General features: G+C 71.5%; 21 protein-coding genes. 6 read left to right on the top strand and 15 right to left on the bottom strand.

The window, feature by feature from the left end; translation table 11 throughout:
• Window positions 1-4 precede the first annotated feature (4 nt).
• Window positions 5-874 (top strand): Rieske (2Fe-2S) protein, encoded by an 870-nt coding sequence (locus ABD785_RS17650; protein ID WP_344829276.1) that lies wholly within the window; start codon window positions 5-7, stop codon window positions 872-874.
• 14 nt (window positions 875-888) lie between these two features.
• Here ABD785_RS17650 and ABD785_RS17645 read toward each other — a convergent pair whose 3' ends face one another.
• The 3 genes from ABD785_RS17645 to ABD785_RS17635 are packed head-to-tail and all read right to left on the bottom strand — an operon-like array spanning window position 889 to window position 2,761.
• On the bottom strand, window positions 889-1,119 hold the full coding sequence (locus ABD785_RS17645) for a hypothetical protein (protein ID WP_344829275.1): 231 nt from the start codon (window positions 1,117-1,119) through the stop codon (window positions 889-891).
• Between the two features lie 38 nt (window positions 1,120-1,157).
• Window positions 1,158-1,913 (bottom strand): sulfite exporter TauE/SafE family protein, encoded by a 756-nt coding sequence (locus ABD785_RS17640; protein ID WP_344829273.1) that lies wholly within the window; start codon window positions 1,911-1,913, stop codon window positions 1,158-1,160.
• Window positions 1,914-1,969: 56 nt separating this feature from the next.
• The gene (locus tag ABD785_RS17635; protein WP_344829271.1) at window positions 1,970-2,761 is read right to left on the bottom strand and encodes an ABC transporter ATP-binding protein; all 792 of its coding nucleotides are present in this window, start codon (window positions 2,759-2,761) and stop codon (window positions 1,970-1,972) included.
• A 66-nt stretch (window positions 2,762-2,827) separates the two neighbouring features.
• Here ABD785_RS17635 and ABD785_RS17630 point away from each other — a divergent pair, with 66 nt between their 5' ends.
• The gene (locus tag ABD785_RS17630) at window positions 2,828-3,586 is read left to right on the top strand and encodes a hypothetical protein (RefSeq protein WP_344829269.1); all 759 of its coding nucleotides are present in this window, start codon (window positions 2,828-2,830) and stop codon (window positions 3,584-3,586) included.
• A gap of 3 nt (window positions 3,587-3,589) precedes the next feature.
• On the opposite strand, the gene ABD785_RS17625 is transcribed toward ABD785_RS17630, so the two are convergent.
• The 6 genes from ABD785_RS17625 to ABD785_RS17600 form a co-directional block, all read right to left on the bottom strand.
• Window positions 3,590-5,152, bottom strand: a complete 1,563-nt coding sequence (locus ABD785_RS17625; RefSeq protein ID WP_344829267.1) for a protein kinase domain-containing protein — start codon at window positions 5,150-5,152, stop codon at window positions 3,590-3,592.
• A gap of 63 nt (window positions 5,153-5,215) precedes the next feature.
• The gene (locus ABD785_RS17620) at window positions 5,216-5,875 is read right to left on the bottom strand and encodes an RDD family protein (protein WP_344829265.1); all 660 of its coding nucleotides are present in this window, start codon (window positions 5,873-5,875) and stop codon (window positions 5,216-5,218) included.
• 57 nt (window positions 5,876-5,932) lie between these two features.
• The gene (locus ABD785_RS17615; RefSeq protein WP_344829264.1) at window positions 5,933-6,328 is read right to left on the bottom strand and encodes a DUF2752 domain-containing protein; all 396 of its coding nucleotides are present in this window, start codon (window positions 6,326-6,328) and stop codon (window positions 5,933-5,935) included.
• Between the two features lie 94 nt (window positions 6,329-6,422).
• Window positions 6,423-7,187, bottom strand: coding sequence for a PP2C family protein-serine/threonine phosphatase (locus tag ABD785_RS17610; protein WP_344829263.1), 765 nt, complete (start codon window positions 7,185-7,187; stop codon window positions 6,423-6,425).
• A gap of 93 nt (window positions 7,188-7,280) precedes the next feature.
• Window positions 7,281-7,880, bottom strand: a complete 600-nt coding sequence (locus ABD785_RS17605; RefSeq protein WP_344829262.1) for a response regulator — start codon at window positions 7,878-7,880, stop codon at window positions 7,281-7,283.
• Entirely contained in the window at window positions 7,877-8,932 is a 1,056-nt protein-coding gene (locus ABD785_RS17600) for a GAF domain-containing sensor histidine kinase (protein WP_344829261.1), read from the bottom strand. Before ABD785_RS17600 ends, ABD785_RS17605 begins: the two co-directional genes overlap by 4 nt.
• Before the next feature lie 122 nt (window positions 8,933-9,054).
• On the opposite strand from ABD785_RS17600, the gene ABD785_RS17595 reads away from it, so the two are divergent.
• Both ABD785_RS17595 and ABD785_RS17590 read left to right on the top strand, forming a co-directional pair.
• The gene (locus ABD785_RS17595) at window positions 9,055-9,690 is read left to right on the top strand and encodes an SDR family NAD(P)-dependent oxidoreductase (RefSeq protein WP_344829260.1); all 636 of its coding nucleotides are present in this window, start codon (window positions 9,055-9,057) and stop codon (window positions 9,688-9,690) included.
• Between the two features lie 14 nt (window positions 9,691-9,704).
• A complete protein-coding gene (locus ABD785_RS17590) occupies window positions 9,705-10,709 on the top strand; it encodes an S-adenosylmethionine:tRNA ribosyltransferase-isomerase (RefSeq protein WP_344829259.1) in 1,005 nt (334 codons plus the stop codon).
• Here ABD785_RS17590 and ABD785_RS17585 read toward each other — a convergent pair.
• Window positions 10,696-12,030, bottom strand: coding sequence for a DHA2 family efflux MFS transporter permease subunit (locus ABD785_RS17585; protein WP_344829258.1), 1,335 nt, complete (start codon window positions 12,028-12,030; stop codon window positions 10,696-10,698). The two genes, ABD785_RS17590 and ABD785_RS17585, sit on opposite strands and share 14 nt — an antisense overlap.
• Window positions 12,031-12,102: 72 nt before the next feature.
• On the opposite strand from ABD785_RS17585, the gene ABD785_RS17580 reads away from it, so the two are divergent.
• Window positions 12,103-12,522: a MarR family transcriptional regulator gene (locus ABD785_RS17580; protein ID WP_344829257.1), complete on the top strand. Its 420-nt coding sequence runs from the start codon at window positions 12,103-12,105 to the stop codon at window positions 12,520-12,522.
• A gap of 12 nt (window positions 12,523-12,534) precedes the next feature.
• Here the strand turns inward: ABD785_RS17580 and ABD785_RS17575 are convergent, their stop codons facing one another.
• The 4 genes from ABD785_RS17575 to ABD785_RS17560 are packed head-to-tail and all read right to left on the bottom strand — an operon-like array spanning window position 12,535 to window position 17,228.
• A complete protein-coding gene (locus ABD785_RS17575) occupies window positions 12,535-13,572 on the bottom strand; it encodes a hypothetical protein (RefSeq protein ID WP_344829256.1) in 1,038 nt (345 codons plus the stop codon).
• A 57-nt stretch (window positions 13,573-13,629) separates the two neighbouring features.
• Complete coding sequence (locus tag ABD785_RS17570; protein ID WP_344829255.1) at window positions 13,630-14,691, bottom strand: hypothetical protein; 1,062 nt, start codon at window positions 14,689-14,691, stop codon at window positions 13,630-13,632.
• Between the two features lie 33 nt (window positions 14,692-14,724).
• On the bottom strand, window positions 14,725-15,987 hold the full coding sequence (locus tag ABD785_RS17565) for a hypothetical protein (protein ID WP_344829254.1): 1,263 nt from the start codon (window positions 15,985-15,987) through the stop codon (window positions 14,725-14,727).
• Window positions 15,984-17,228, bottom strand: coding sequence for a hypothetical protein (locus ABD785_RS17560; protein WP_344829253.1), 1,245 nt, complete (start codon window positions 17,226-17,228; stop codon window positions 15,984-15,986). The genes ABD785_RS17565 and ABD785_RS17560 overlap by 4 nt, the downstream gene beginning before the upstream one ends.
• Window positions 17,229-17,376: 148 nt before the next feature.
• Here ABD785_RS17560 and serB point away from each other — a divergent pair, with 148 nt between their 5' ends.
• A complete protein-coding gene (gene serB / locus ABD785_RS17555; RefSeq protein WP_344829252.1) occupies window positions 17,377-18,561 on the top strand; it encodes a phosphoserine phosphatase SerB in 1,185 nt (394 codons plus the stop codon).
• A gap of 25 nt (window positions 18,562-18,586) precedes the next feature.
• On the opposite strand, the gene ABD785_RS17550 is transcribed toward serB, so the two are convergent.
• Window positions 18,587-20,641: an FUSC family protein gene (locus ABD785_RS17550; protein WP_344829250.1), complete on the bottom strand. Its 2,055-nt coding sequence runs from the start codon at window positions 20,639-20,641 to the stop codon at window positions 18,587-18,589.
• Between the last annotated feature and the right edge of the window lie 46 nt (window positions 20,642-20,687).

Genomic DNA, 20,687 nt, shown 5'->3' with positions numbered 1-20,687 from the left:
GCCGATGCGTCGCGCGCATCCGGTGGAACTGGCCGAGCGCATCGAACTGAACGGCGGGCTGGACCGGCCCGTCAGGGCCCTTTCGGAGGCCGTGCGCGAGGCCCTGCCCCGCGGCCCGCTCAAGAACCTGCTCCACGGGGTTCCGGTCGGCCATCCGGTGCACGCGCCGCTGACCGATCTGCCCATCGGGGCCTGGAGTTCGGCGGCCGTCCTCGATCTTCTGCCCGGTACCGAAAAGGCGTCCAGGGTCCTGATCGCGGCCGGTCTCGCGGGGGCCGTCCCGACGGCGCTGACCGGGATCGCCGACTGGTCGGCCCTCCACCGTGAGCAGCAGCGGGTCGGGCTGATCCACGCGATCGGCACCGGCACGGCGTCGATCCTCTACGCCGCCTCCCTGCTGGCCAGGGTCCGCGGCCACCACCTGACGGGCAAGGCGCTGGGCTTCACCGGCCTCACCGCCCTGTTCGCGGGCGGCTACCTGGGCGGCCATCTGGCCTTCCGGCAGGCCGCGGGGGCCAACCACGCCGAGTCGATCGCCCATCTGGTGCCGCTCGGCTGGCACGACCTCTGCCAGATGGAGGATCTTCCCAACGGGTGGCCCGTCCACCACACCCTCGGCTACATCGACCTCTTCGTACTCCGCCTCGACGACGACGTCCGGGTGCTGGCCGACCGGTGCGCCCATCTCGCGGGCCCGCTCCACCAGGGCCGCATGGTCCGGGTGGACGACGACGTCTGCGTCGTCTGCCCCTGGCACGGCAGCACCTTCAGGGTCGCCGACGGCTCCGTCGTCGACGGCCCCGCCACCGGCCGTCAGCCGGCCTTCGACACCCGCGTCCTGGAGAACGGGACCGTCCAGGTCAGGCCCATCTAGAGCTCCGGCTCGACCTAGATCTCCGGCTTGACCTGGTCGGCGGGATGTTCGACCAGGGCGAGGACCCGGCTGGCCATGAAACGGGCCGTGCGGACGGGGGTGCCGGAGCGGGTCACCTCGCTGACCTCGACGACGCCCCTGCGGTTGGTGATCTCGACTCGGCGGCCCGCCTTGGTGGCGGTGACCTCGTAGGTGCGGGGCGCGTCGCCCGCTTCGACGACGATCTCGACGCGGTCGCCCCTCATCAGGACTCCGAACACGATATCGAACTCATATTCGATTTTTACCCGAACAGAAGCTTCGCAATCGCGGTCAGACCCACGCAGACAATGACAGTTCTCAGGAGCCAGGGCGGGAGCCTGCGGCCCACCCGGGCGCCCAGAGAGCCGCCGATGGTCGCGCCGGCCGCGATGAGGGCGACCACCGCCCAGTCCACGTCCGCGACCAGGACGAACAGGATCGCCGCCGTGGCGTTCACGATCCCCGCCAGCGCGTTCTTGATCCCGTTGACGGTCTGCATGTCGTCGGCGAGGAAGATTCCCAGCAGCGAGATCAGCAGGATGCCCTGGGCGGCCCCGAAGTAGCCGCCGTAGACGCCCGCCGCGAGGACCCCGATCCACAGCGCGGGCCCGCCGTCGGCCTGGTGGGACTTGCGCCGCTTCTGCACCCAGGCGCCGACCTTCGGCTGGAGCACGACCAGCACCAGCGCCACGACGATCAGCACCGGGACGATGACCTTGAACGCGCCCTCGGGCAGCGCCAGCAGCAGGATCCCGCCCACCAGCGCCCCGATCAGCGAGGCGGCGCCCAGCCTGAGCACCCGGTTCCACTGCCCGGCCAGTTCCCGCCGGTACCCGTAGGTTCCCGCGGCGGCCCCCGGCACCAGGCCGATGTTGTTCGACACGTTCGCCAGCACCGGCGGATACCCCAGCGCCAGCAGCGTGGGGAAGGTGATCAGCGAACCCGAGCCGACCACGGCGTTGATCCCGCCCGCACCCACTCCCGCCGCGAAGATCGCGACTCCCTCCCACGGCGTCATGCCCCAGATCGTAATGACCTGGCCAAACGACGCTCTACGCGGGGGTAACTCCTCGCTCAGTCGAGGACGGCGCGGGCGAACCAGCGGCCGTTGTGGCGCTCGACGTCGAGCGGGATGCCGAAACAGGCCGTCAGGTGCTCGGGGGTGAAGACCTCGTCGACCTTGCCGGCCGCGACGACCTTGCCCTTCTTGATCAGCAGGGCGTGGGTGACGCCCACCGGGACCTCTTCGAGGTGGTGGGTGACCAGCACCATCGACGGGGCGGTCATGTCGTCGGCGAGCCGGGACAACCGGGCCACCAGGTCCTCGCGGGCGCCCAGATCGAGGCCCGCGGCGGGCTCGTCGAGCAGCAGGAGCTCGGGATCGGGCATCAGGGCCCTGGCGATCTGGACGCGCTTGCGCTCGCCCTCGGACAGGGTCACGAAGCGGCGGCGCAGCAGATCGGCGCAGCCCAGGGCCTCCAGCAGCTCCACGGCCCGGGTGACGTCGCTGGAGTCGTACTCCTCCTGCCACCGGCCGATGATGGCGTAGGAGGCGGTCAGGACGAGGTCTATGACCGTCTCGCTGGCGGGCACCTTCTCCGCGACGGCCGCGCTGGCGAAGCCGATCCTGGGACGCAGCTCGAACAGGTCGGTCCTGCCCAGCCGCTCGTCCAGGACGTCGACGGTGCCCGCGGTCGGGAACAGCGTGGTCGCCGCGACCTGGAGGAGGGTGGTCTTCCCCGCCCCGTTCGGCCCGACCACGACCCACCGCTCGCCCTCGTTGACGGACCAGTCGACGCCGTCGAGCAACGTGGCTCCCTCGCGTCGGATCACGACGCCCTCGAGCCTCAACACCTCACCGCTCACACTTCCCACCCTATTGCAGCCGATCGGTCCAATCGTCCTGCTCGTTTGGCGGTTATCGTGTTTCTCATGCGTCTCTCCTCACAGCCCGCCCCGGCCCTGGCCGCCTGGGGGAATGCCTGGCTGTCCGGCCATGTCGGGCTGGACGAGGCCGTCGACGCCGTGGAGCGGTCGGGGCCCCATCTCGTCGGGCAGGTTCCGCTGCGGTCGTGGCTGGCCGAGCTGCGCCCGGTCGGGCTGCGGTCCTTCCGGCTGGCACTGCCCGCCCCCGGTGATCCGCTCGGCCTGACCGGCCCCGCCCCGTTCAACGAGGCGGCCGTCGAGGCGGGCCAGGCGGTGCTGGCCTCCGTGACGGACTCCGGCACGGGCTTCGCGGTGCCGGACTCCATCGTCGGGCTGGTCCCCGCCGAGGATCTGCGCGGCTCGTCCTACGCGGGGATCTCCTGGCGGCTGTTCGAGTGCAGGCCCTCCGTCCCGGACGTCCCCTCGCTGGCCGAGGCCGACGGGCGGCTGACCCTGGCGATCCGGGACGTCACCGAGGTCCTGATGGAGATCGACGACGTCAACGGCCGGCGCGGCGAGGCGCTCAACGCCCTGCGCGCCGACACCGACAGCGCGCTGCCCCCCGGTTATCCGGCCAGGGCCCACCGCGTCGACGCCCTCGCGGCCAGGCTCAAGCTGGTCCTGGGCATCGCCGAGGAGCTGGCGGGCAGCAACCTGACGGCGTCCCAGATGCACCGCAGGGAGGAGGCGCTGCGCCTGCTCGACCGGGCCGTCCGCCGGGCCAGGGTCGCCGCGCACAACGCCGTCCTGGAACCCGCCCGCTGAGCCTCAGCTCCTGACGATGATCTTCGTATTGACGATCTTGTCGGCGAAGGTCTGGCGCTCGCGGTCCCAGAGCGGCCAGAGCCACCCCACGTAGCAGGACGCGTAGTTGACGAGCTGGAGCGCCGTCCTGGCCGGGCCGCGCAGGACGCCGATCGGGAGCCCCGTCCGGGCGTCCACCACCCGGATCATGCAGATGCCCTTGCCGGGCCCCCAGCCGACGGCCCCCTCCATCAGCCCGATGCCCAGATAGACCAGCGACCAGACGGTGACCCAGCCGATGCCCTGGGCGTCGGTCAGTTCCGCGTCGGGCGGGTCCCCCCAGGTGATCGCGACCAGGCACAGGATGCTGATGAAGCCGCCGATCAGCCAGTCGATCACGAACCCGGCGGCCCTGCGCCACCAGGACGCCAGCCGCACCCCGCCCGCGGGCACGTACCCGTAGACCGGCGGCTGGAACACCGGTGCGGTCGGGAACGGCGCGGCGTAACCCTGCTGCTGGTAGGCGGGGGGCTGCTGGTAGGGCACGGAGTAGGGGGCGGGCGTCGGCGCCGGGTAGGTCTGCTGCTGCGGCGCCTGCTGTCCGAAGGGCGGCGGCGTCTGCGGCTGCCGGGTCTCGGCCGGGCGCACCGTCTCGTGCGGGGGAAACGGCTGCGGCGTCTCGGGCCGGGAGAAGGGCGGCGGCGTCCGGACCGCGGCCCGGGACTGGGCGCTGTAGGGCGAGGGCTCACCCCGCTGCTGCGGCGGCTGCTCGAACACCGAGGGGGCGTTCAGCGCCCCCTCCAGGCGGGCCACGACGGCCTCGGCCGAGCCGGGACGCTCGGCCGGGTCCTTGGCGAGCAGGTCGAGGACCAGCCGGTCGAGCCCCGCCGGGATCTCGGGACGGGCGGAGCGCGGCGAGGCGGGCACCCGGTGCAGATGGGCGTAGACGAACTCGGGCATCGTGGAGCACTCGAACGGCTGACGCCCGGTCAGCAGCTCATAGAGCACGATCCCGAAGGAGTAGAGGTCGCACCGGCCGTCGACCTCGTAGCCGCCGGTGAACTGCTCGGGGGCCATGTAGGCGGGCGTTCCCATGACCGATCCGGTCATCGTGGAGTCGGTGAACCTGGCGATCCCGAAGTCGAGGATCTTCAGCTGGCCCGCGCCGGTCACCATGACGTTGCCGGGCTTGATGTCCCGGTGCACCACGCCCTGGGCGTGGGCGGCGCCGAGCGCCTTCAGCAGCTCGGAGGCGAGCTCGACGGCCCGCGGCACCGGCAGCGGACCCGCGGTCATGAGCTGCTTGAGGTCGTGCCCCTCCAGATACTCCATGATCAGGAAGAGGGTGCCGTCGTAGTCGCCGATGTCGTAGACGACGGTGATGCCGGGGTGCTGGAGCGACGCCCCGATCTGGGCCTCGCCGCGGAAGCGCCGGGTGGCGTCGGCCCCGGGGTTGACCGCGAGGGTCTTGATGGCGACCCGGCGGCCGAGGAGCCGGTCCCTGGCCTCCCAGACCGCCCCCATCCCGCCCTGGCCGAGCTTGCGCACGACCTCGTAGCGGTCGATGAGCACGAGTCCTTCGTGCAAGGACGGCCTCCCAAACGGAAATTAGCGGGGCATTCCCGGTGGAACGCCCCGCTAACGCTAGCTTCAGACGGAGCGGACGACGACCGTGTTCATCACCTTGTCGGCGAAGGTCTGCTTCTTGGCGTCGAACAGCGGCCACAGGTAACCGATGTAGCAGGGAATGCCGTCGATGACGTGCGCGATCTGACGGACGAACGACATGCCGAAGCCGATCGGCTGCCCGGTCTGCTCGCTGATGAGGCGGATGTTCACCATCTTCTTCCCGGGGGTCTGGCCCGTGACGCCCTCCTGGTAGATGAAGTACAGACCCACCACGAATCCGGCCAGATAGCCCAGAATGATGAAAATCACGCCCGCGCCGCCGCCGGTGGTGTTGCCATAGGCGTCGGTGGAGGCGGTCGAGGCACTGATGGCCACGCCGATGACCACGAAGATGATGATCGGAATGCCGATCAGAAGGCTGTCGATGATCCGGGCGGCGAAGCGCGAACCCCAGCCCGCGTAGGCACCGTAAGCGGCGCCGGCGTGGCCGTAGGGCTGCTGCGGGACGCCGTACTGCGGCTGGGCGGCGGCCGGGAAGGCCGGCTGGGCCGGGTAGGCGGGCGGCGGCGCCTGGTAGGCCGGGGGCTGCTGCGGCGGGTACTGCTGGCCGTAGCCGGGCTGCTGACCATAGCCAGGCTGCTGGGGCTGCTGCTGGCCGTACGGGTCGTAGGGGTTTCCCACGCTGTTTCTCCTTGTGAATGTGCCGTTTTGCGAAGCCGGGGGTACGGCGCGCGGGGCTTACAGAATCCCGAAACGGGCTAGCTGCCAGATTCCGGACGTTGCGATGGCGAGAGTCAGGATCCCGTTGCGGGTCCTGTTTTTCAACGCCCACCATCGAGCGGCCGGCCCGAGCGGCGCGAACGCGAAGACGAACGCGCCGACGAACACGAGGGGATTGGCCGCCAGCGCCCGGACAGGGTGCCCGGAGCCAAGCTCGATGAAGACGGTGGTACCACCACAGAAGGGGCAGGGGATGCCGGTGAACCTGCGGACGGGGCACAGGATTCCCGGGTCACCGACCCGATGCGCCAAAGCCACCGCCAGGGCCGCAGCGGTCATCAGCGCGACCCTTCCGGCGACCTCGAAACGGGGACGACGGCGCAGTGCCATGACCCCCGTCATGAATGCCTCCACCCGGACACCTTGTCCCTATGTTGACCCCTTATATCGGCTTGACCACTATGTGTGTCAAGCCGGGGGGCGACCTCGAGACCGGGCCGTGATGGCCCTACCCGGCGACCGCTCCCACAATGGTGGGACGCTGGGAGTCGGCCTGCGGTTCTGCCGGAATGACATCAGCGACGACACAGGTGATGTTGTCGGGTCCTCCGCCGTCGCGGGCGAGCCTGATGAGGCGCTCGACCGCACCCGTGAGCTCGGCCTCCGCGGTCAGGGCGTCGAAGATGGCCTGCGGTCCGACCGGGCCGGACAGGCCGTCGGAGCACAGGAGGTACCGGTCGCCGACCCGGGCCTCGCGCATGAAGATGTCGGGTTCCCGGTCGGGGCCGCCGTCGAGGACCTTGAACAGCATGTGCGACAGGTGGGAGTTCTCACCGCCCTCGCCGCCCTCGGCCAGCAGCTCGGCCAGAGTGTGGTCCTTGGTGATCTGGAAGAGCACGCCGTCGCGGAGCAGATAGGCGCGGGAGTCGCCGATGTGCGCGAGCGCGAAGTGGGTGCTGCCGTTCCAGAGCATCACCGTGAGGGTGGTGCCCATCCGGTTCAGCTCGGGATTGGCCTTGATGGCCTGCCCGAGCGCGCCGTTGACCTCGGCGACGGCCCGGCCGAGCGTGTTCTGCAGCTCGGCGTCGGACACGGGTGCGTCGAACCGGCGCAGCGCGCTGATGACGGTCGAGCTGGCGACTTCGCCGCCCGCGTATCCGCCCATGCCGTCGGCGACCGCGAGGAGGTGCGGACCGGCGTACCCGGAGTCCTCGTTGTTCTCCCGGTTACAGCCGATGTCCGAACCCGCTGCGTACCTGATTGCGACGTTCATACCAGTTTCGATGACGATCTCCTTGCGGCAGTTCGTGCCACCACCGCTCCTGCAAACCGGCCCGGCCGTCCACGTTCAGCCGGTGGCTTCCGATCAGAGTAGTGGGTCACTGTCCACCAGTCCGTTCCGGATCGCGTACAGCGCTGCCTGTGTGCGGTCCTGCACCCCGAGTTTCATCAGCAGGCTCGATACATGAGTTTTAATGGTCTTTTCAGAAATGCCCAGTTCGTGAGCTATCTCCCGGTTCGATCGACCGCGTGCTATCTCGGTCAGCACCTCGTTCTCGCGCTCGGTCAGGGGTGTGTCGCCGGGAACGAGGAGTGCCCCCGGGGCGAGGATCACATTCCCCTCGTGCACCGATCTGATCGCCTGGACGAGTGCCTGCGGATCGACGTCCTTGTAGAGGAAGCCGGCCGCGCCCGCGCGGATCGCGGGGAGCACGTTGGAGGACGTGACGCTCGTCAGGATCAGGACCCTGGCGCCCGCGAGCTTCGGGAGGGCGCTCAGGCCGTCCAGGCCGGGCATCCTGAGGTCGAGCAGGACGACGTCGGGCTTCAGCTCCTCCGCCAGCCGGACGGCCTCGTCGCCGTCCGCGGCCTCGCCGACGACCTCGAGGTCGTCCTGGACGCTCAGGAACGCCCGCAGCCCCTGCCTGACCACCGGGTGGTCGTCCGCGACGAGAATCCGGATCATGGCAGTTCCAGCCGGACGATCGTGCCCTCGCCGCCGCTGCGCACCGACAGCTCCCCGCCCGCGAGCCGGGCCCGCTCCCGCATCGAGGCCAGGCCGAGCCCGCTGCCCGCGTCGGAGAAGCCGCGGCCGTCGTCGCGGATCTCCAGGAGGCGGTCGGTGAGGGTCACGGAGACATTGTGGGCCTCGGCGTGCCGGAGCGCATTGTGGAGCGCCTCCTGGGCGATGCGGTAGACGGCCTGGTCGTCGTCGGGTGCGCCCTCGGCGGTGAAGGTGACGGCCGCCGGATAGACGTGGTCGAGGACCTCGCAGTGCTTGCGCAGCCGGTCGGCCAGGCCGTCCCCCGGCAGGTCGGTGAGGGCGTAGATGGCGGTGCGCAGCTCGCCGAGCGCCTCGCCCGCGAGCTGCTCGACCTGGGTGAGCGCGCCGACGGGGTTGCCCGAGAGCCCGGCGCGGGCCAGCAGGCGCAGGGAGAACAGCTTCTGGCTGACGGCGTCGTGGAGCTCGCGGGCCAGCCGGTTGCGCTCCTCGACGACCGACAGCTCGCGGTTGGCCTCGTGCAGCCGCGCGTTGCTGAGGGCGATGGCGGCGTGCGCGGCGAACAGGGTGAGGAGTTCCTCGGCGCGGTCGCTGAAGCCGACGCCCTCCTCGCTCGCGACGAACAGGATGCCCAGCGTGGTGTCGCCGTCGCGGATCGGGACGCCGAGGAAGCCCTTCATGACCGGATGGGCGGCGGGCCAGCCCCAGAAGCCGGGCTCCTTGCGGATGTCGCCGTGGCGGTGGACCTCGCCGTCCTTGAGCATCACGGCGAGCATGCCGTGCTGGCGGGGCATCGGCCCGATGGCCCGCTCGCGCTCGGGCGGGATGCCCTCGGTGACGAACTCGGCGAAAGCGCCGTCCTCGTCGGGGATGCCGAGGGCCGCGTAGGGGGCGTCGATGAGTTCGGCGGCGGCCCTGACGATCACCTGGAGGACCTCGCGGACGGAGAGGTGCCGGTTGACGGCGAGCACGGCGGAGCTCACCGCGTGCAGCGCACCCGACTCCCCGAGATCCATAGTGGAAACGCTACCCTTCCGGGCCCCCGGCGGTATCAGTCTGGGGACCTACGTCTTTTGTCCGGGCTCGTCCCGGCGAATGACCGATGTGCCTATTCCTGGGCGTTTCTAACGTCGAGGACATGAAAACCGCACTGATCACCGGCGCCTCACGGGGCCTCGGCCTCGCTCTCGCGTCCCGGCTGCACCGCGACGGCTGGCATGTCGTCTCCACGGCCCGCGGCGGCCTGCCGGGGATCGGGGTCCCGCTGCACGGCGACGTCACCGATTCCTGGCACAGGGCGGGGCTCGCCTCCGCCGTCGCCGACGGGCTCGACCTGCTCGTCAACAACGCCTCGACGCTCGGCGCCGTCCCGCTGCCGAAGCTCGCCGACCTTCCGCTGGGCGAGTTCTCCCGGACGCTCGAGGTCAACGTGGTCGCCCCGCTGGCCCTGATCCAGCTCGTCCTGCCCGCCCTCCGGATGAACGGCGGGGCCGTCCTCAACATCACCTCCGACGCGGCCGTCGAGGGCTACGAGGGGTGGGGCGGCTACGGGGCGTCCAAGGCGGCGCTCGACCTGATGTCGGCCGTCCTCGGCGCCGAGGAGCCCAAGCTCGCCGTCTGGTCGGTCGACCCCGGCGAGATGAACACCCGGATGCTGCGCGACGCCGGCGAGGACGCCGCCGCCGCCCCCTACCCCGAGACGGTCGTGCCCGCGCTGGTCCGTCTCGTCTCCGAGCGGCGGCCGTCCGGCCGGTACCGCGCCCGCGACCTGTGAGAGAGGTTCCTCCCATGATCGATTTCGCACTGCCCTCGGCGCTCGAAGCGCACGAGCCGCCCGCCCGCCGGGACGGTGTGCGGCTGCTGGTCTCGGCCCCCGGCTCCGTCGCCCACCACGCGTTCGACGAGCTGCCGTCGCTGCTGCGGCCGGGCGACCTGCTGGTCGTCAACGACTCCGCGACGCTGCCCGCCGCGGTCCGGATCGACCGGCTCGCCGTCCACTTCTCCACCCCCGCCCCCGGCACCGACGGCCTGTGGCTGGTCGAGCTGCGGCGCCGCAACGGCAAGGCCAGTGTGCCCTTCCCCGGCGGCACCCCGGGCGAGTGGTTCCCGATGCCCGGCGGCGCGACCCTGACCCTCGTGCGCCGCGAGACGCCCCGGCTGTGGCAGGCGCGGCTGTCGGTCCCGGTCGTGCCCTACCTGCGGGCGCACGGAACGGCCATCCGGTACGGCTATGTGCCGCGGGACTGGCCGATCTCCGCCTACCAGACCGTCTTCGCCCGTCCGGGGGCGGAGGAGGCGAGCGCGGAGATGCCGTCCGCGGCGCGCCCCTTCACCGAGGCCCTGGTGACCCGGCTGGTGGCGGCCGGGATCCTCATCGCGCCGATCACCCTGCACACGGGCGTGGCCTCGCCCGAGGCGCACGAGCCGCCCTACGCCGAGCGTTTCTCGGTGCCCGCCGCGACGGCCGCGCTGGTCGGCCATGTCCGCTCCAGCGGTGGCCGGGTGATCGCGGTCGGGACCACGGCCGTCCGGGCGCTGGAGACCGCGGTGAACGACGCCGGGACGGTCCGCGCCGCCGCCGGCTGGACCTCGCGCGTGGTGCGCCCCGAGGACGGTGTGAAGGCCGTCGACGGCCTGCTCACCGGGCTGCACGAGCCCCGGTCGTCACATCTGATGATGCTCACCGCGATCGCGGGCGAGGAGGTGCTGACGGCGGCCTACGAGGCGGCGCTCGCCGAGCGGTACCTGTGGCACGAGTTCGGCGATCTCAACCTGATCCTCACCCGCCCCTGACCACGAGCGCGGCCGCCGTGAGGAGGCCGATCGGCAGGAGCAGGACGAGCTGGAAGGAGACCCCGGACGCCAGCAGCGCGGTCGTCCCGGCGGTGCCGAACACGGAGCCGAGCTGGCGGACGGTGTTGCTGATCCCGGCGGCGGCCCCGGCCAGCGCCGGCGGGACGTTCCGCATCGCCTCGGTGCTCATCGGAGCGATCATGCAGCCGACGCCGAGGCCCATCAGCGCCAGCGGCAGGGCGAAGGTCAGGGCCTGGGCGGAGGCGGTGGCGAGCGGGGCGATCACGGCGAGGCCGAGGACGTAGGCGAGCAGCCCGGCGAGCAGGACCCGCCGCCCGCCGATCCGGTCGGCCAGCCGCCCGGCGAACGGCGAGACGAGCAGCGACACCAGCGGCGACGGCGCCAGCGCCAGCCCGGCCTGGACGGCGCTCAGCCCGAGCCCCTGCTGGAGGAGCAGTCCCAGCGGCAGCACCGCGCCGACCATCGCGGCGCCGACCGCCCCGATCAGGACGGTCATGACCGCGAAGTTCCGGTCCCGGAAGAGCACGAACGGGATCAGCGGACCGGAGTCCTGGCGGCGGCCCTGGTGGCGCAGGAACAGCGCGCCGAGGACGAGCCCTGCGGCGGCCAGCGCCCAGATCGCCGGGTTCCATCCGAACCGCTGCCCCTCCATCAGGGCGAACGCGACACAGGCCAGCGCCGACGACGACAGCAGGATCCCGGACGGGTCGAGCCGGTGCGCGCGGCCGGTCCGCAGGCCCGGGACGAACAGGAAGGTCATGACCAGGACCAGCAGCCCGACCGGGACGTTGACGAAGAAGATCCAGCGCCAGCCGAGCGCGCTGCACAGGAATCCGCCGAGGGTCGGCCCGGCGAGGGTCGCCACCCCGGCGACCGAGCCCCAGACGCCGAGGGCGGTCCCCCGCCGTGCCGCCGGGAAGGTCGCGACGATCAGGGCCATCGTCTGGGGCGTCAGCAGAGCGGCCCCGATCCCCTGGACGATCCGGGCGGCGATCAGGGCCGCGGGCCCGGGGGCCAGCCCGCAGCCCGCGCTGGCCAGGGTGAACACCGCGATCCCCCAGGCGAACATCGTCCGCTGGCCGAGGAGGTCGCCGAGCCTGGCGGCCGTCACGACCAGGGCGGCCAGGACGAGGGAGTAGGCGCCCACGGTCCACAGGACCAGATCGAGCGGGGCGTGCAGGGAGGTCATCATCCCGGGGATCGCGATGTTGACGATGGTCAGGTCGAGCAGGGTCATGAAGAACCCGAGGGACAGGGTGGCGAGGACGGCCCAGGGGTTGCCGCGCAGCTTCTCGATCATGCGCGCCACAGTAATACATCTTCACAGATACATCAAGAGAGATGCATCTGTTGTTGATGTAATCTGCCTCTCGTGAACGCCTCCGAACTCTTCCTGCTGGGGCGGCGGATCCAGAAGATCGCCGAGGCCGCCATCCCGAGCGACGGCGTCGGGGACCATCCGACGAGCACGCAGACGGTCCTGGTCGTCGCCGCCGACATCCGCGAGCATCCCGGCACGACCGTCACCGAGATCGCCCGGCGGACCGGCATCGTGCAGAGCCACATCTCCAACTGCGTGGCCCGCCTCCGATCGGTGGAGACCGTCCTGGCGGCGCCCGATCCGGCCGACCGGCGCCGGACGCTCCTGCACCCGAACCCGGACCTGCCGCCGCGTGCGAAGGTCGTCCGCGAGGCGCCGCTCGAACCGGCGCTGGCCGCGGCCACGACCGATCCCGAGGAGGCCATGGCCCTGCTCGAACGGCTCTCGGCGCTGCTCAGGACCGAGGAGTGAGGCGTCCGGGCGTCAGCGGGTCATCAGGATCGCGCCGGTGTTCTTCTCCCCGTCCCAGCGGTCCGCGACGGTCACCAGCCGGGACGTTCCGGGCACGCGGGTGAGCGTGTAGTAGGTGTAGGGGTTGTCGGCGGTGCCGAGGGCCTGACGGCTCCAGCGGCCGTCGGGGGCGCGGCGCAGCAGGTGCTGCGACTCGTCGTCGAAGTCGTAGCCGAGGACCCACAGGCCGCCGTCGCGGGCCGGGACGGCGGCGCGCAGCCAGAGCTTCTCCACCAGCGGTGAGCCCGGCTCCTTCCGCCAGGCCCTCCCGTCCCAGGTGAGCAGGTGGGAGGCGAGCTTGGGCTCGGCGCCCGAGGTGTCGACCGTCATCGTGCCGAGGGTGACCCGGCCGCCCGTGACGGCCAGGGTCATGGCCTCGCCCGAGCCCTTGGGCAGGGCCACCGGCTTCCACGCCTTCCCCGTCCAGCGGACCACCTGGCGCTTGCGGGCCGAGATCGCCCAGATCCGGCCCGCGCCCTGGTGGACGCCGTCGAGGTCCAGGTCCGGCAGGGTCCGGCGGGTCCATTTCCGCCCGTCGAAGTGGCGGGCGACCGACTTCTCGCCCGCGTCGCCGAACACCCAGACGTTCCGGCGGCTCAGCACGGCCACTCCGGTCAGGCTCTCGCCGGGGAACCGCTTGACGATCCGCCAGCGGCGGCCGTCCCACCGGATCAGGGTCGACGACCGCTTGCTCCCCGCCGTGATCACCGCCCACACGCTGGAGGCGCCGGACGCGGCCGCGCCGACCGCCGGGTCGTACCCCGACAGCCCCGCGGGCAGCCGCGACGCCTTCCACGCCTTCCCGTCGTACCGGTACGCGGTGACCTTCCTTGCCTTGCCCTGACCGCTCACCCAGAACGAGAAGCCGGACTTCTTCCCGGTCAGAACGACCGCACCGGGCGTGCCCGGAGTCCGTTTGACGATCACGAAGGGGTTCCGCGGAGCGGCGGCATGAACGGGAACGACGGGCAGCAGTGCCGCGGCGACCGCGACGGGAAGTACGGGCTTCATCGCAAAGACCCTCTCAGAAACGGACGGACCCGGGAACCGGAACCGCCTCGAAGATCGTCATTGGGCCCCCGAGCGGAAGATGGTCTGCGCCGCCGTCACGTAGGACAGGCCCTGAGCCCACAGGCCGCGGGTACCGGGGATCCGCTCGAAGGCGAGGATCATCTGGCCGCCGGGGGCCGGGCGCTCACGCCAGCCGTCCTTCCCCGTCCAGTGGAAGAGGCGGGCCCTGCCCGGGCCGTACACGTCGTAGGCGTCGTCGGAGCTCGACCACCAGTAGCCGCCGCGGCCGTCGGGCGCCAGCGGTCCGGCCTCGCCGTTCCTGGTCTCCGGCAGGGTGACCCGGCTCCAGCGCCTGCCGTTCCAGTGCAGGGCGAACGGCAGGATCTCGTCGGTCGGGTCGCTGACCGGGTCTCCGCTGACGACGTCCCGCCAGATCTCGCCGGTCACCCACACGTTCTTCCGGCTCACGACGGTGAGGCCGGTCAGCCGGACGTCCTGGGAGACGCTTCCCGCGACCTCCTTGCGGGGGATCTGACGGGGCATCGCGCCGGGACGCACGGTGGACCAGCCCTTGGACGTCCGGTGCCGGAGCACCGGCTTCGCGCCGGCGTCGCCGATCGCCCACAGGTCCGTGGAGGAGGTGCCGCCGATCCGGACGCCGTCCAGGCCCGTCCTCACGGTCTTCCAGCGGCGGCCGTCGTAGTGTGCGAGACGGTCCCGGCCCCGGTCACCGGCCAGGACCACCCAGACGTTCTTCGGCCCGAAGACCCGCGAGCTCATCCCGGTGGCCTTGCCGAACCTCTTGACGATCTTCCAGCGGTGGCCGTCGAAGCGCATCGCGTCGCCGCCGAACGCCCAGACGTTCCGCGGCGACGAGCTGTCCACCGAGGTGATCGATCCGAAGACCGCCCCCGGCAGGACGGCCTTCTTCCAGGTCCGGCCGTTCCAGCGGCGGGCGGCCGGAATGCCCTGCGGGGTCGTGCCGAAGGCCCAGGCGTCCTTCGGACCGGTCGCCTCGAGCTCCCTGAGCACGAAGCGGCCGTGGTCGAGCCTCAGGGACGGCCGCCAGTCGGCCGCCGGGGCGGGGGCGAGCAGGCTCAGGGCCAGGAGGACGCGCATGTTCGGGGAACCTTGCCGGTCGCGAAGGAGAGGTCAGCCGCGGCGGAGGACGACGGCGTCGACGTCGACGGAGTCGCGGACGCCGGTGAGCCAGATCGAGCGGGTGCCGGGGACGCGGGCCGGGAGTGCGGCGTACTCGACGCCGCGGGGCAGGGACTCGCGCTTCCAGCGGCCGGTCGCCGTCCGGTGGAACAGGTCCGTGCGGGGCTCCCAGTTCGCGAAGTCCTCGGGCATGACGCTGAAGTTGTCGGCGACCGCGTAGAGGCCGCCCCTTCCGTCGCCGGTCTGGCCGGAGATCCGCATGGAGCCGAGGCCATCGAGGGTGAGGTGACGCCACGTGCCGTTCCCGGCCAGCAGGAAGGGCACCGGACTCGGCGCATTCTGCTGGCAGAGCGTTTCGCGGTAAGTCGCACCGCTGACGGTGACCTTGGCGCCCTCGACCGAGAAGTCGGTGACGTAGCTGGACGTTCCGGGCTGGTCCTTCGTCGCGACGGTCTCCCTGGGCAGGGCCTGGGCGAGGCCGAGGTCCTTCCAGCGGCGGCCGTCCCAGCGCAGGACGGCCGCACCGAAGGTCTTCGCGTCGTAGCCGGCCACGAAGACCTTCCCGCCGGAGAGCTTCGCGGCGGTGACGTAGAATGGCAGCTTCGCGGTGCGCCAGCGCTTTCCGTCGAAGCGGAGCACGACCTGGGCGCCGGTGCGGGCACTCTGGCCGAAGACCAGGGTCTCCTTGGTGCCGCGGGCCACGATGGCCTCCGGAACGACGTCCTTGAGCACGCGGGCGACGACCCACTTCGTGCCTTCCCAGCGCAGGACGCGGGCGGCTTTCTTGATCGTCAGAGCGTCAGGGGCGGCCTTGCGGAGCCGGGGGACGTGGGCTCGCCGCCTGCTGTAGCCGGTCTCGGGGCAGATCTCGCCGGAACCGTCGTCCTCGTTGTAGGAATAGTCGCCCGGGATGTAGCTCCAGGCGTTCCGCGCCGAGGAGGCGCTGAGCGTGGGCTCCCTGAACCCATAGCCGACCCCGCGGGCGCTGATGGAGCGCAGGCCCCGGGGCAGCGCGGCCCTGGCCCACTTACGGCCGTTCCAGTGGTAGGCGAGGCGTTCGCCCTTCTGGGTACCGGCGCGGGTGCCGAACAACCAGGCGGCGTTCTTCCCCGCCACCGCGATGTCGGTGAACTGCTCGCTGCCCGCCATCTTCGTCGAGGCGACGGTCTTCCAGGGGGATCCGGCCGCGTGGGCGGCCGCGGGGACCAGCAGGGCCGCGGTGACCGCGCCCGCGGTGGCGATGCGGAGGATCACTTGCCGCCCTTCCGTGCGATGAAGCCGTCGACGTCCCAGGTTCCTTCGACCGACCCGGCCGCCCAGAGGGAGGAGGTGCCGGGGACGGGGGCGAGCGTGTTGTACTCGCGACGATCGGTCCCCGAGTAGATGACCCGGCTGCTCCACGTGCCCTTCGAGGTCAGGTGGAGGAGGCTGGTCTGGCGCCCCTTGTCCTCGGTGAAGATGGTGCCCAGGCTGTAGAAGCCGCCCTTGCCGTCGCCGGTACCACCGCCGAGCAGGAACCCCTCGAAGGCGTCGAACTTCTTCGGTGGCGTCAGAACGCGCCAGGTGCGGCCTGTCCCGGTGAAGGTCCTGGTCGTGAGCTTGCCCTCGTCACACGCCTTGCCCGTGAAGGTCATGGCCGTGAGGTAGGCCCGTCCGGCGGAGGCCAGGGGGGCGCTGAAGAAGGTGTAGGTGCCGGATTTGTCCTTGGTGGGGATCGTCATCGGCGGAATGGAGCGGGGCGTCCGGTCCTGCCAGCGGTGGCCGTCGAACCGGACGACCTTCATTCCGGTGCGGCCGTAGGAGAGCGCCCAGAGCGTCCTGCCGGGCCCCCTGGTGACGCTGCCGATCAGGGATCCGGTGGCGATGCGGCGCCACTTCTTCCCGTTGAAGTGCCAGGAGGCGGGGCCCATGCGGTCGAGGCCGAACGCCCAGACGTCCTTGGGGCCGCGGGTCACGACGTCGCCGATCGCGGCCGACTTGAAGGTGGCGCCGATCGTCCACTTGGTGCCGTTCCAGCGCAGCAGCCGGGACGGCCGCTCGGTGGCGCGTCCGGCCGCCCTCGCCGCGCGGGCCGCCTTGAGCAGGGGGAGGCGCGCACGCTCGGTCCATTGCGGGCATTCGGCGTCGGAGTCGAACAGATCCTTGAACGGGTTGTAAGCCTCGGCGATGGAGGTGTTGCCCGGCTGGGCCGCCCACAGGTCCTTCGCCGAGGAGGCGCTCACGGAGGAGAACTCGGCGCCCATCGCCTTCGGAAGCGCCGCCCGGTGCCAGGTCCTGCCGTCGTAACGGAAGACGACCGGCCGCTGGCCGCTGTCGCGGTAGCCGAAGGCGAAGGCCGAGGTCCGCGTCGGGGCCACGATCCGGGTCAGGTAGTCGCCCCCGCGGATTCCGGTGGTCTTGACCACCTTGAACGCGGGCGGAGCGGCCTGCGCCGGGGCCGGGGCGGCCAGCAGGGCGGCGACGGCCACTCCGGCCGTGGCGATGCGGAGGATCAACGTTTCGCCTTTCAGGGGGTGCGCCGAACCCGAAGGTCCCACGTAAAGAACACGTCAAAATATGACATACAGGAGCAAATCGGAATCCGTCCACATGCTGGACGCGGGGGCATGGATCGCGACCGCTGCCGGTAGCGTGTGCACCAGCATGGAACGGACACTGCTCATCACGCTGACCGGCCGCGATCGCCCCGGGGTCACCTCGCGGCTGTTCGGCACGCTCGCCGACTTCCCCGTCGAGGTCTCGGACGTCGAACAGGTGGTGATCAGAGGCCGTCTCGTCCTGGGCGTGCTCGTCACCTACAGTTCCGGCATCGAGGCGCTGCTCGACGCGGTGGAGAAGGTCGCCGACGACCTCGAGATGGACGTCGAGCTGTCCACCGGGGGCAGCAAGATCCCCAAGAACAAGAAGGGCCGCCTGCACGTCACCGTGCTGGGACGGCCGCTGATGCCCGCGGCACTCGCGGGCGTCGCGGGGAAGATCGCCGCACACGGCGCGAACATCGACCGGATCGAGCGGCTGGCCAGCTACCCGGTCACCGCGATCGAGCTCGCCGTCTCCGGCGCCGACTCCAAGTCGCTGCGGGCCGCGCTGGCCGTCGTGGCCACGGAGCTCCAGGTCGACGTGGCCGTCCAGAAGGCCGGGCTGCACCGCAAGGCCAAGCGACTGATCGTCATGGACGTCGACTCCACCCTCATCCAGGGCGAGGTCATCGAACTCCTCGCCGAGCACGCGGGCCAGCTCGACAAGGTCGCCGAGATCACCGAGGCCGCCATGCGCGGCGAACTCGACTTCGAGGGCTCGCTCCGCGAGCGCGTCGCCCTCCTCGCGGGCCTCGACGCGTCCGCGATCGACGAGGTCAGGGCCAGAATCGAGCTCTCCTCCGGCGCCCGCACCCTGGTCCGCACGCTCAAGCGCCTCGACTACAAGTTCGCGATCGTCAGCGGCGGCTTCACCCAGCTCACCGACTCCCTCGTCGAGGACCTGGGCATCGACTACTCGGCCGCCAACACCCTGGAGATCAAGGACGGCGTGCTGACGGGCCGCGTCATCGGCCCGATCATCGACCGCGCCGGCAAGGCCACGGCCCTGCGCCGCTTCGCCAACGCCGCCAACATCCCCATGTCGCAGACCGTCGCGATCGGCGACGGCGCCAACGACCTCGACATGCTCCAGGCGGCGGGGCTCGGGGTCGCCTACAACGCCAAGCCGGTGGTCCGGCAGGCCGCCCACACGGCCGTGAACGTCCCCTACCTCGACACGATCCTGTTCCTCCTCGGCATCTCCAGAGCCGAGATCGAGGCCGCCGACGCCGAGGACCCCACTCCCTGACCCGTCCCCCGCCTCGGTCCCCGGATCAGCCGAGGGTGTCGCGGGACAGGCCGCGCAGGGCGTGCCGGACCGCCGCCACGTGCAGGAGCGCGCGGCGCAGCGGCGTCCGCTCGTCGAGCGCGGTTCCGGCGAGGAGTTCCTCGCGGCGGGCCCGTGCCAGATCGGCCAGATGGGCGTCGAGGGCCTTCAGCAGCGGCGCGACCTCCGGTGCGGTGCGCTCGTCGAGGCCGTCGGCGACCTTGTCGAGGATCTCCGGGATCGGCCCCGGGTCGAACGTGCCCTCCGGCATCAGCCGGTGCAGGGTCTGGAGATGGTCGCGGATCCGCTGCGCCGAGGCCAGCGTGGACCGGAGCGCGGCGATCTCCTCGGTGTCCGGCACGGGCTCCGCCGCGAGCCGGGTGCGGGCGGCGGCGAGGTCCGTCGCGGCGAGCCGGGCCGCGGTGTGGGCGGCGGCGAAGGCGTCGGGCTTGCCGTCGAGTCTCGCCGCGATGCTGCGGACCAGGTCGGCGTGGGTGTGCCGGAGACGTTCCATGCGTTCGGGGACGAGCGCCGCCCCCGCCCTCGGCCACAGCAGCCGCCCGGCGGCCAGGCCGATCAGGGCCCCCGCGACGTTCAGCAGGATGCGGCTGACCGCGACGTCCCAGCCGATCGGCGCCGAGAAGTCGATGACCGTCATGACGGTCGGCGTCATCAGGACCACCCAGACGCCGTAGCCCACGTGCCGGAACGCGTACGCGGGCAGGGCGAAGCAGAACACCACCAGCGCGAGCAGCACCTTGCTGTGGACCGCCTGGAGCAGGAGCGCCGCGATGGTGCCGCCGACGAGCGTCCCGCCGATGCGGCCCGTCACCCGGTGGACCGTCTCGCCGTAGGTGTCGCGGGTGGTGAGCATCGCCGACAGCGGCAGCCAGTGCCCGTGCTCCGGCCGGAACACCGCGAGCGCGACCATCCCGGTGCCCGTCGACGCGGCGAGCCGGGTGGCGTAACGGAACTTGGGCGACCGTTCGGCCATGTGGGTGAGCGCGGCCCCGGCCTTCTCCACAGGGTGGGGACGGTGCGGGAGCCGGAGCGGGGCGCGTTCGAAGGACAGCTCGGCGGCCAGCCGTGCCGCCGAGTCCACGGTCGATCCGATCCGCGCCAGCGACCGCCGGATCTGGTGGAGCACGAAGATCCCGACATGCTCGGTGTCCTCGTCCGCCCACTCCTGCTGCGGGCGCTCGATCCGCGCGGCCAGACGTTCGAGGGGGCCGGTGTCGCCCTCGGGCAGCGGATGACCGTTCCCGATGGCCTCGGCGAGGCTCCGCAGCCGGGCCGCCTGGTAGGCGACCGCCTCGTCGATCTCGGCCAGGTGCCCGGCGGGGAAGACCGTCCAGAGCACCTTGTCGGAGGACAGGGCACGGAGCGTCACGACCTCGTGCAGGACCCGGGCGAGCGCGTCGATCAGCCGTTCGCCCCGGTCGGCGCCCTCGACCGAGCGTTTCAGCGCCTGGGCCTCCCGCGCGGCCGCGAAGGTCTCGGCGGCCTCGGCCCGGGCGTTCTCCCAGTCGGCGTCCTCGAGGGTCCCCGCCGGGACGAGCAGATCGGCGAGGTCGCGGGCCACCGCCGCCACCGACGTCCTGACCGGCCGCTGGATTCTCCGCTCGAACGGCAGCAGCATCAGGCAGATCATCCACAGGCCGCCGGCGATCTCGCACAGGGCCTGTAGCCCGAAGTCCGCACCGGGCGGCTGGACCGTGGTCGTGACCAGCACCAGCGGGGCCGTGAAGCCGATCCAGGACACGGCGACGCTCAGGGCCGCCGCCAGCGGGACGAAGATCGCGGCCAGCCACAGGTTCCCGGCGAGCGCGGCCCCGCAGGCGACGCAGACGGCGACGACCCCGAGCGTCGCCCACAGGCGCCGGGTGGGCAGCCCATAGGGCCCGTCCGGTGCCGAGTTCGCCAGGAAGAACGCGCCGAGCGAACCCCAGGATCCGAGATCGACATGGCCGGTCAGGGCGCCCAGCAGCAGCGGCAGCGCCACCCCGACGGCCGCGGTGAGGCCGTAGTCGATCGCCGCCCTGGCCCTGACCCGCTCGAACACCCCGCCATTGTCCAGCGGGCATCGTCAATCGCAGGTCATGGCAGCC

Origin of the sequence: Actinocorallia longicatena (genome assembly GCF_039534125.1) — a bacterium.
Lineage (GTDB): Bacteria > Actinomycetota > Actinomycetes > Streptosporangiales > Streptosporangiaceae > Actinocorallia > Actinocorallia longicatena.
Note: the sequence above shows the minus strand (reverse complement) of the source record. Positions and strands in the feature narration are given on the sequence as shown.

Coding starts and splice junctions, on each gene's coding strand:
- ABD785_RS17630 (WP_344829269.1), top strand. CDS start 2,828: ATGCGTCTCTCCTCACAGCCCGCCCCGGCCCTGGCCGCCTGGGGGAAT.
- ABD785_RS17590 (WP_344829259.1), top strand. CDS start 9,705: ATGATCGATTTCGCACTGCCCTCGGCGCTCGAAGCGCACGAGCCGCCC.
- ABD785_RS17570 (WP_344829255.1), bottom strand. CDS start 14,691: ATGCGCGTCCTCCTGGCCCTGAGCCTGCTCGCCCCCGCCCCGGCGGCC.
- ABD785_RS17605 (WP_344829262.1), bottom strand. CDS start 7,880: ATGATCCGGATTCTCGTCGCGGACGACCACCCGGTGGTCAGGCAGGGG.
- ABD785_RS17645 (WP_344829275.1), bottom strand. CDS start 1,119: ATGAGGGGCGACCGCGTCGAGATCGTCGTCGAAGCGGGCGACGCGCCC.
- ABD785_RS17585 (WP_344829258.1), bottom strand. CDS start 12,030: ATGATCGAGAAGCTGCGCGGCAACCCCTGGGCCGTCCTCGCCACCCTG.
- ABD785_RS17575 (WP_344829256.1), bottom strand. CDS start 13,572: ATGAAGCCCGTACTTCCCGTCGCGGTCGCCGCGGCACTGCTGCCCGTC.
- ABD785_RS17595 (WP_344829260.1), top strand. CDS start 9,055: ATGAAAACCGCACTGATCACCGGCGCCTCACGGGGCCTCGGCCTCGCT.
- ABD785_RS17650 (WP_344829276.1), top strand. CDS start 5: ATGCGTCGCGCGCATCCGGTGGAACTGGCCGAGCGCATCGAACTGAAC.
- ABD785_RS17600 (WP_344829261.1), bottom strand. CDS start 8,932: ATGGATCTCGGGGAGTCGGGTGCGCTGCACGCGGTGAGCTCCGCCGTG.
- ABD785_RS17610 (WP_344829263.1), bottom strand. CDS start 7,187: ATGAACGTCGCAATCAGGTACGCAGCGGGTTCGGACATCGGCTGTAAC.
- serB (WP_344829252.1), top strand. CDS start 17,377: ATGGAACGGACACTGCTCATCACGCTGACCGGCCGCGATCGCCCCGGG.
- ABD785_RS17640 (WP_344829273.1), bottom strand. CDS start 1,913: ATGACGCCGTGGGAGGGAGTCGCGATCTTCGCGGCGGGAGTGGGTGCG.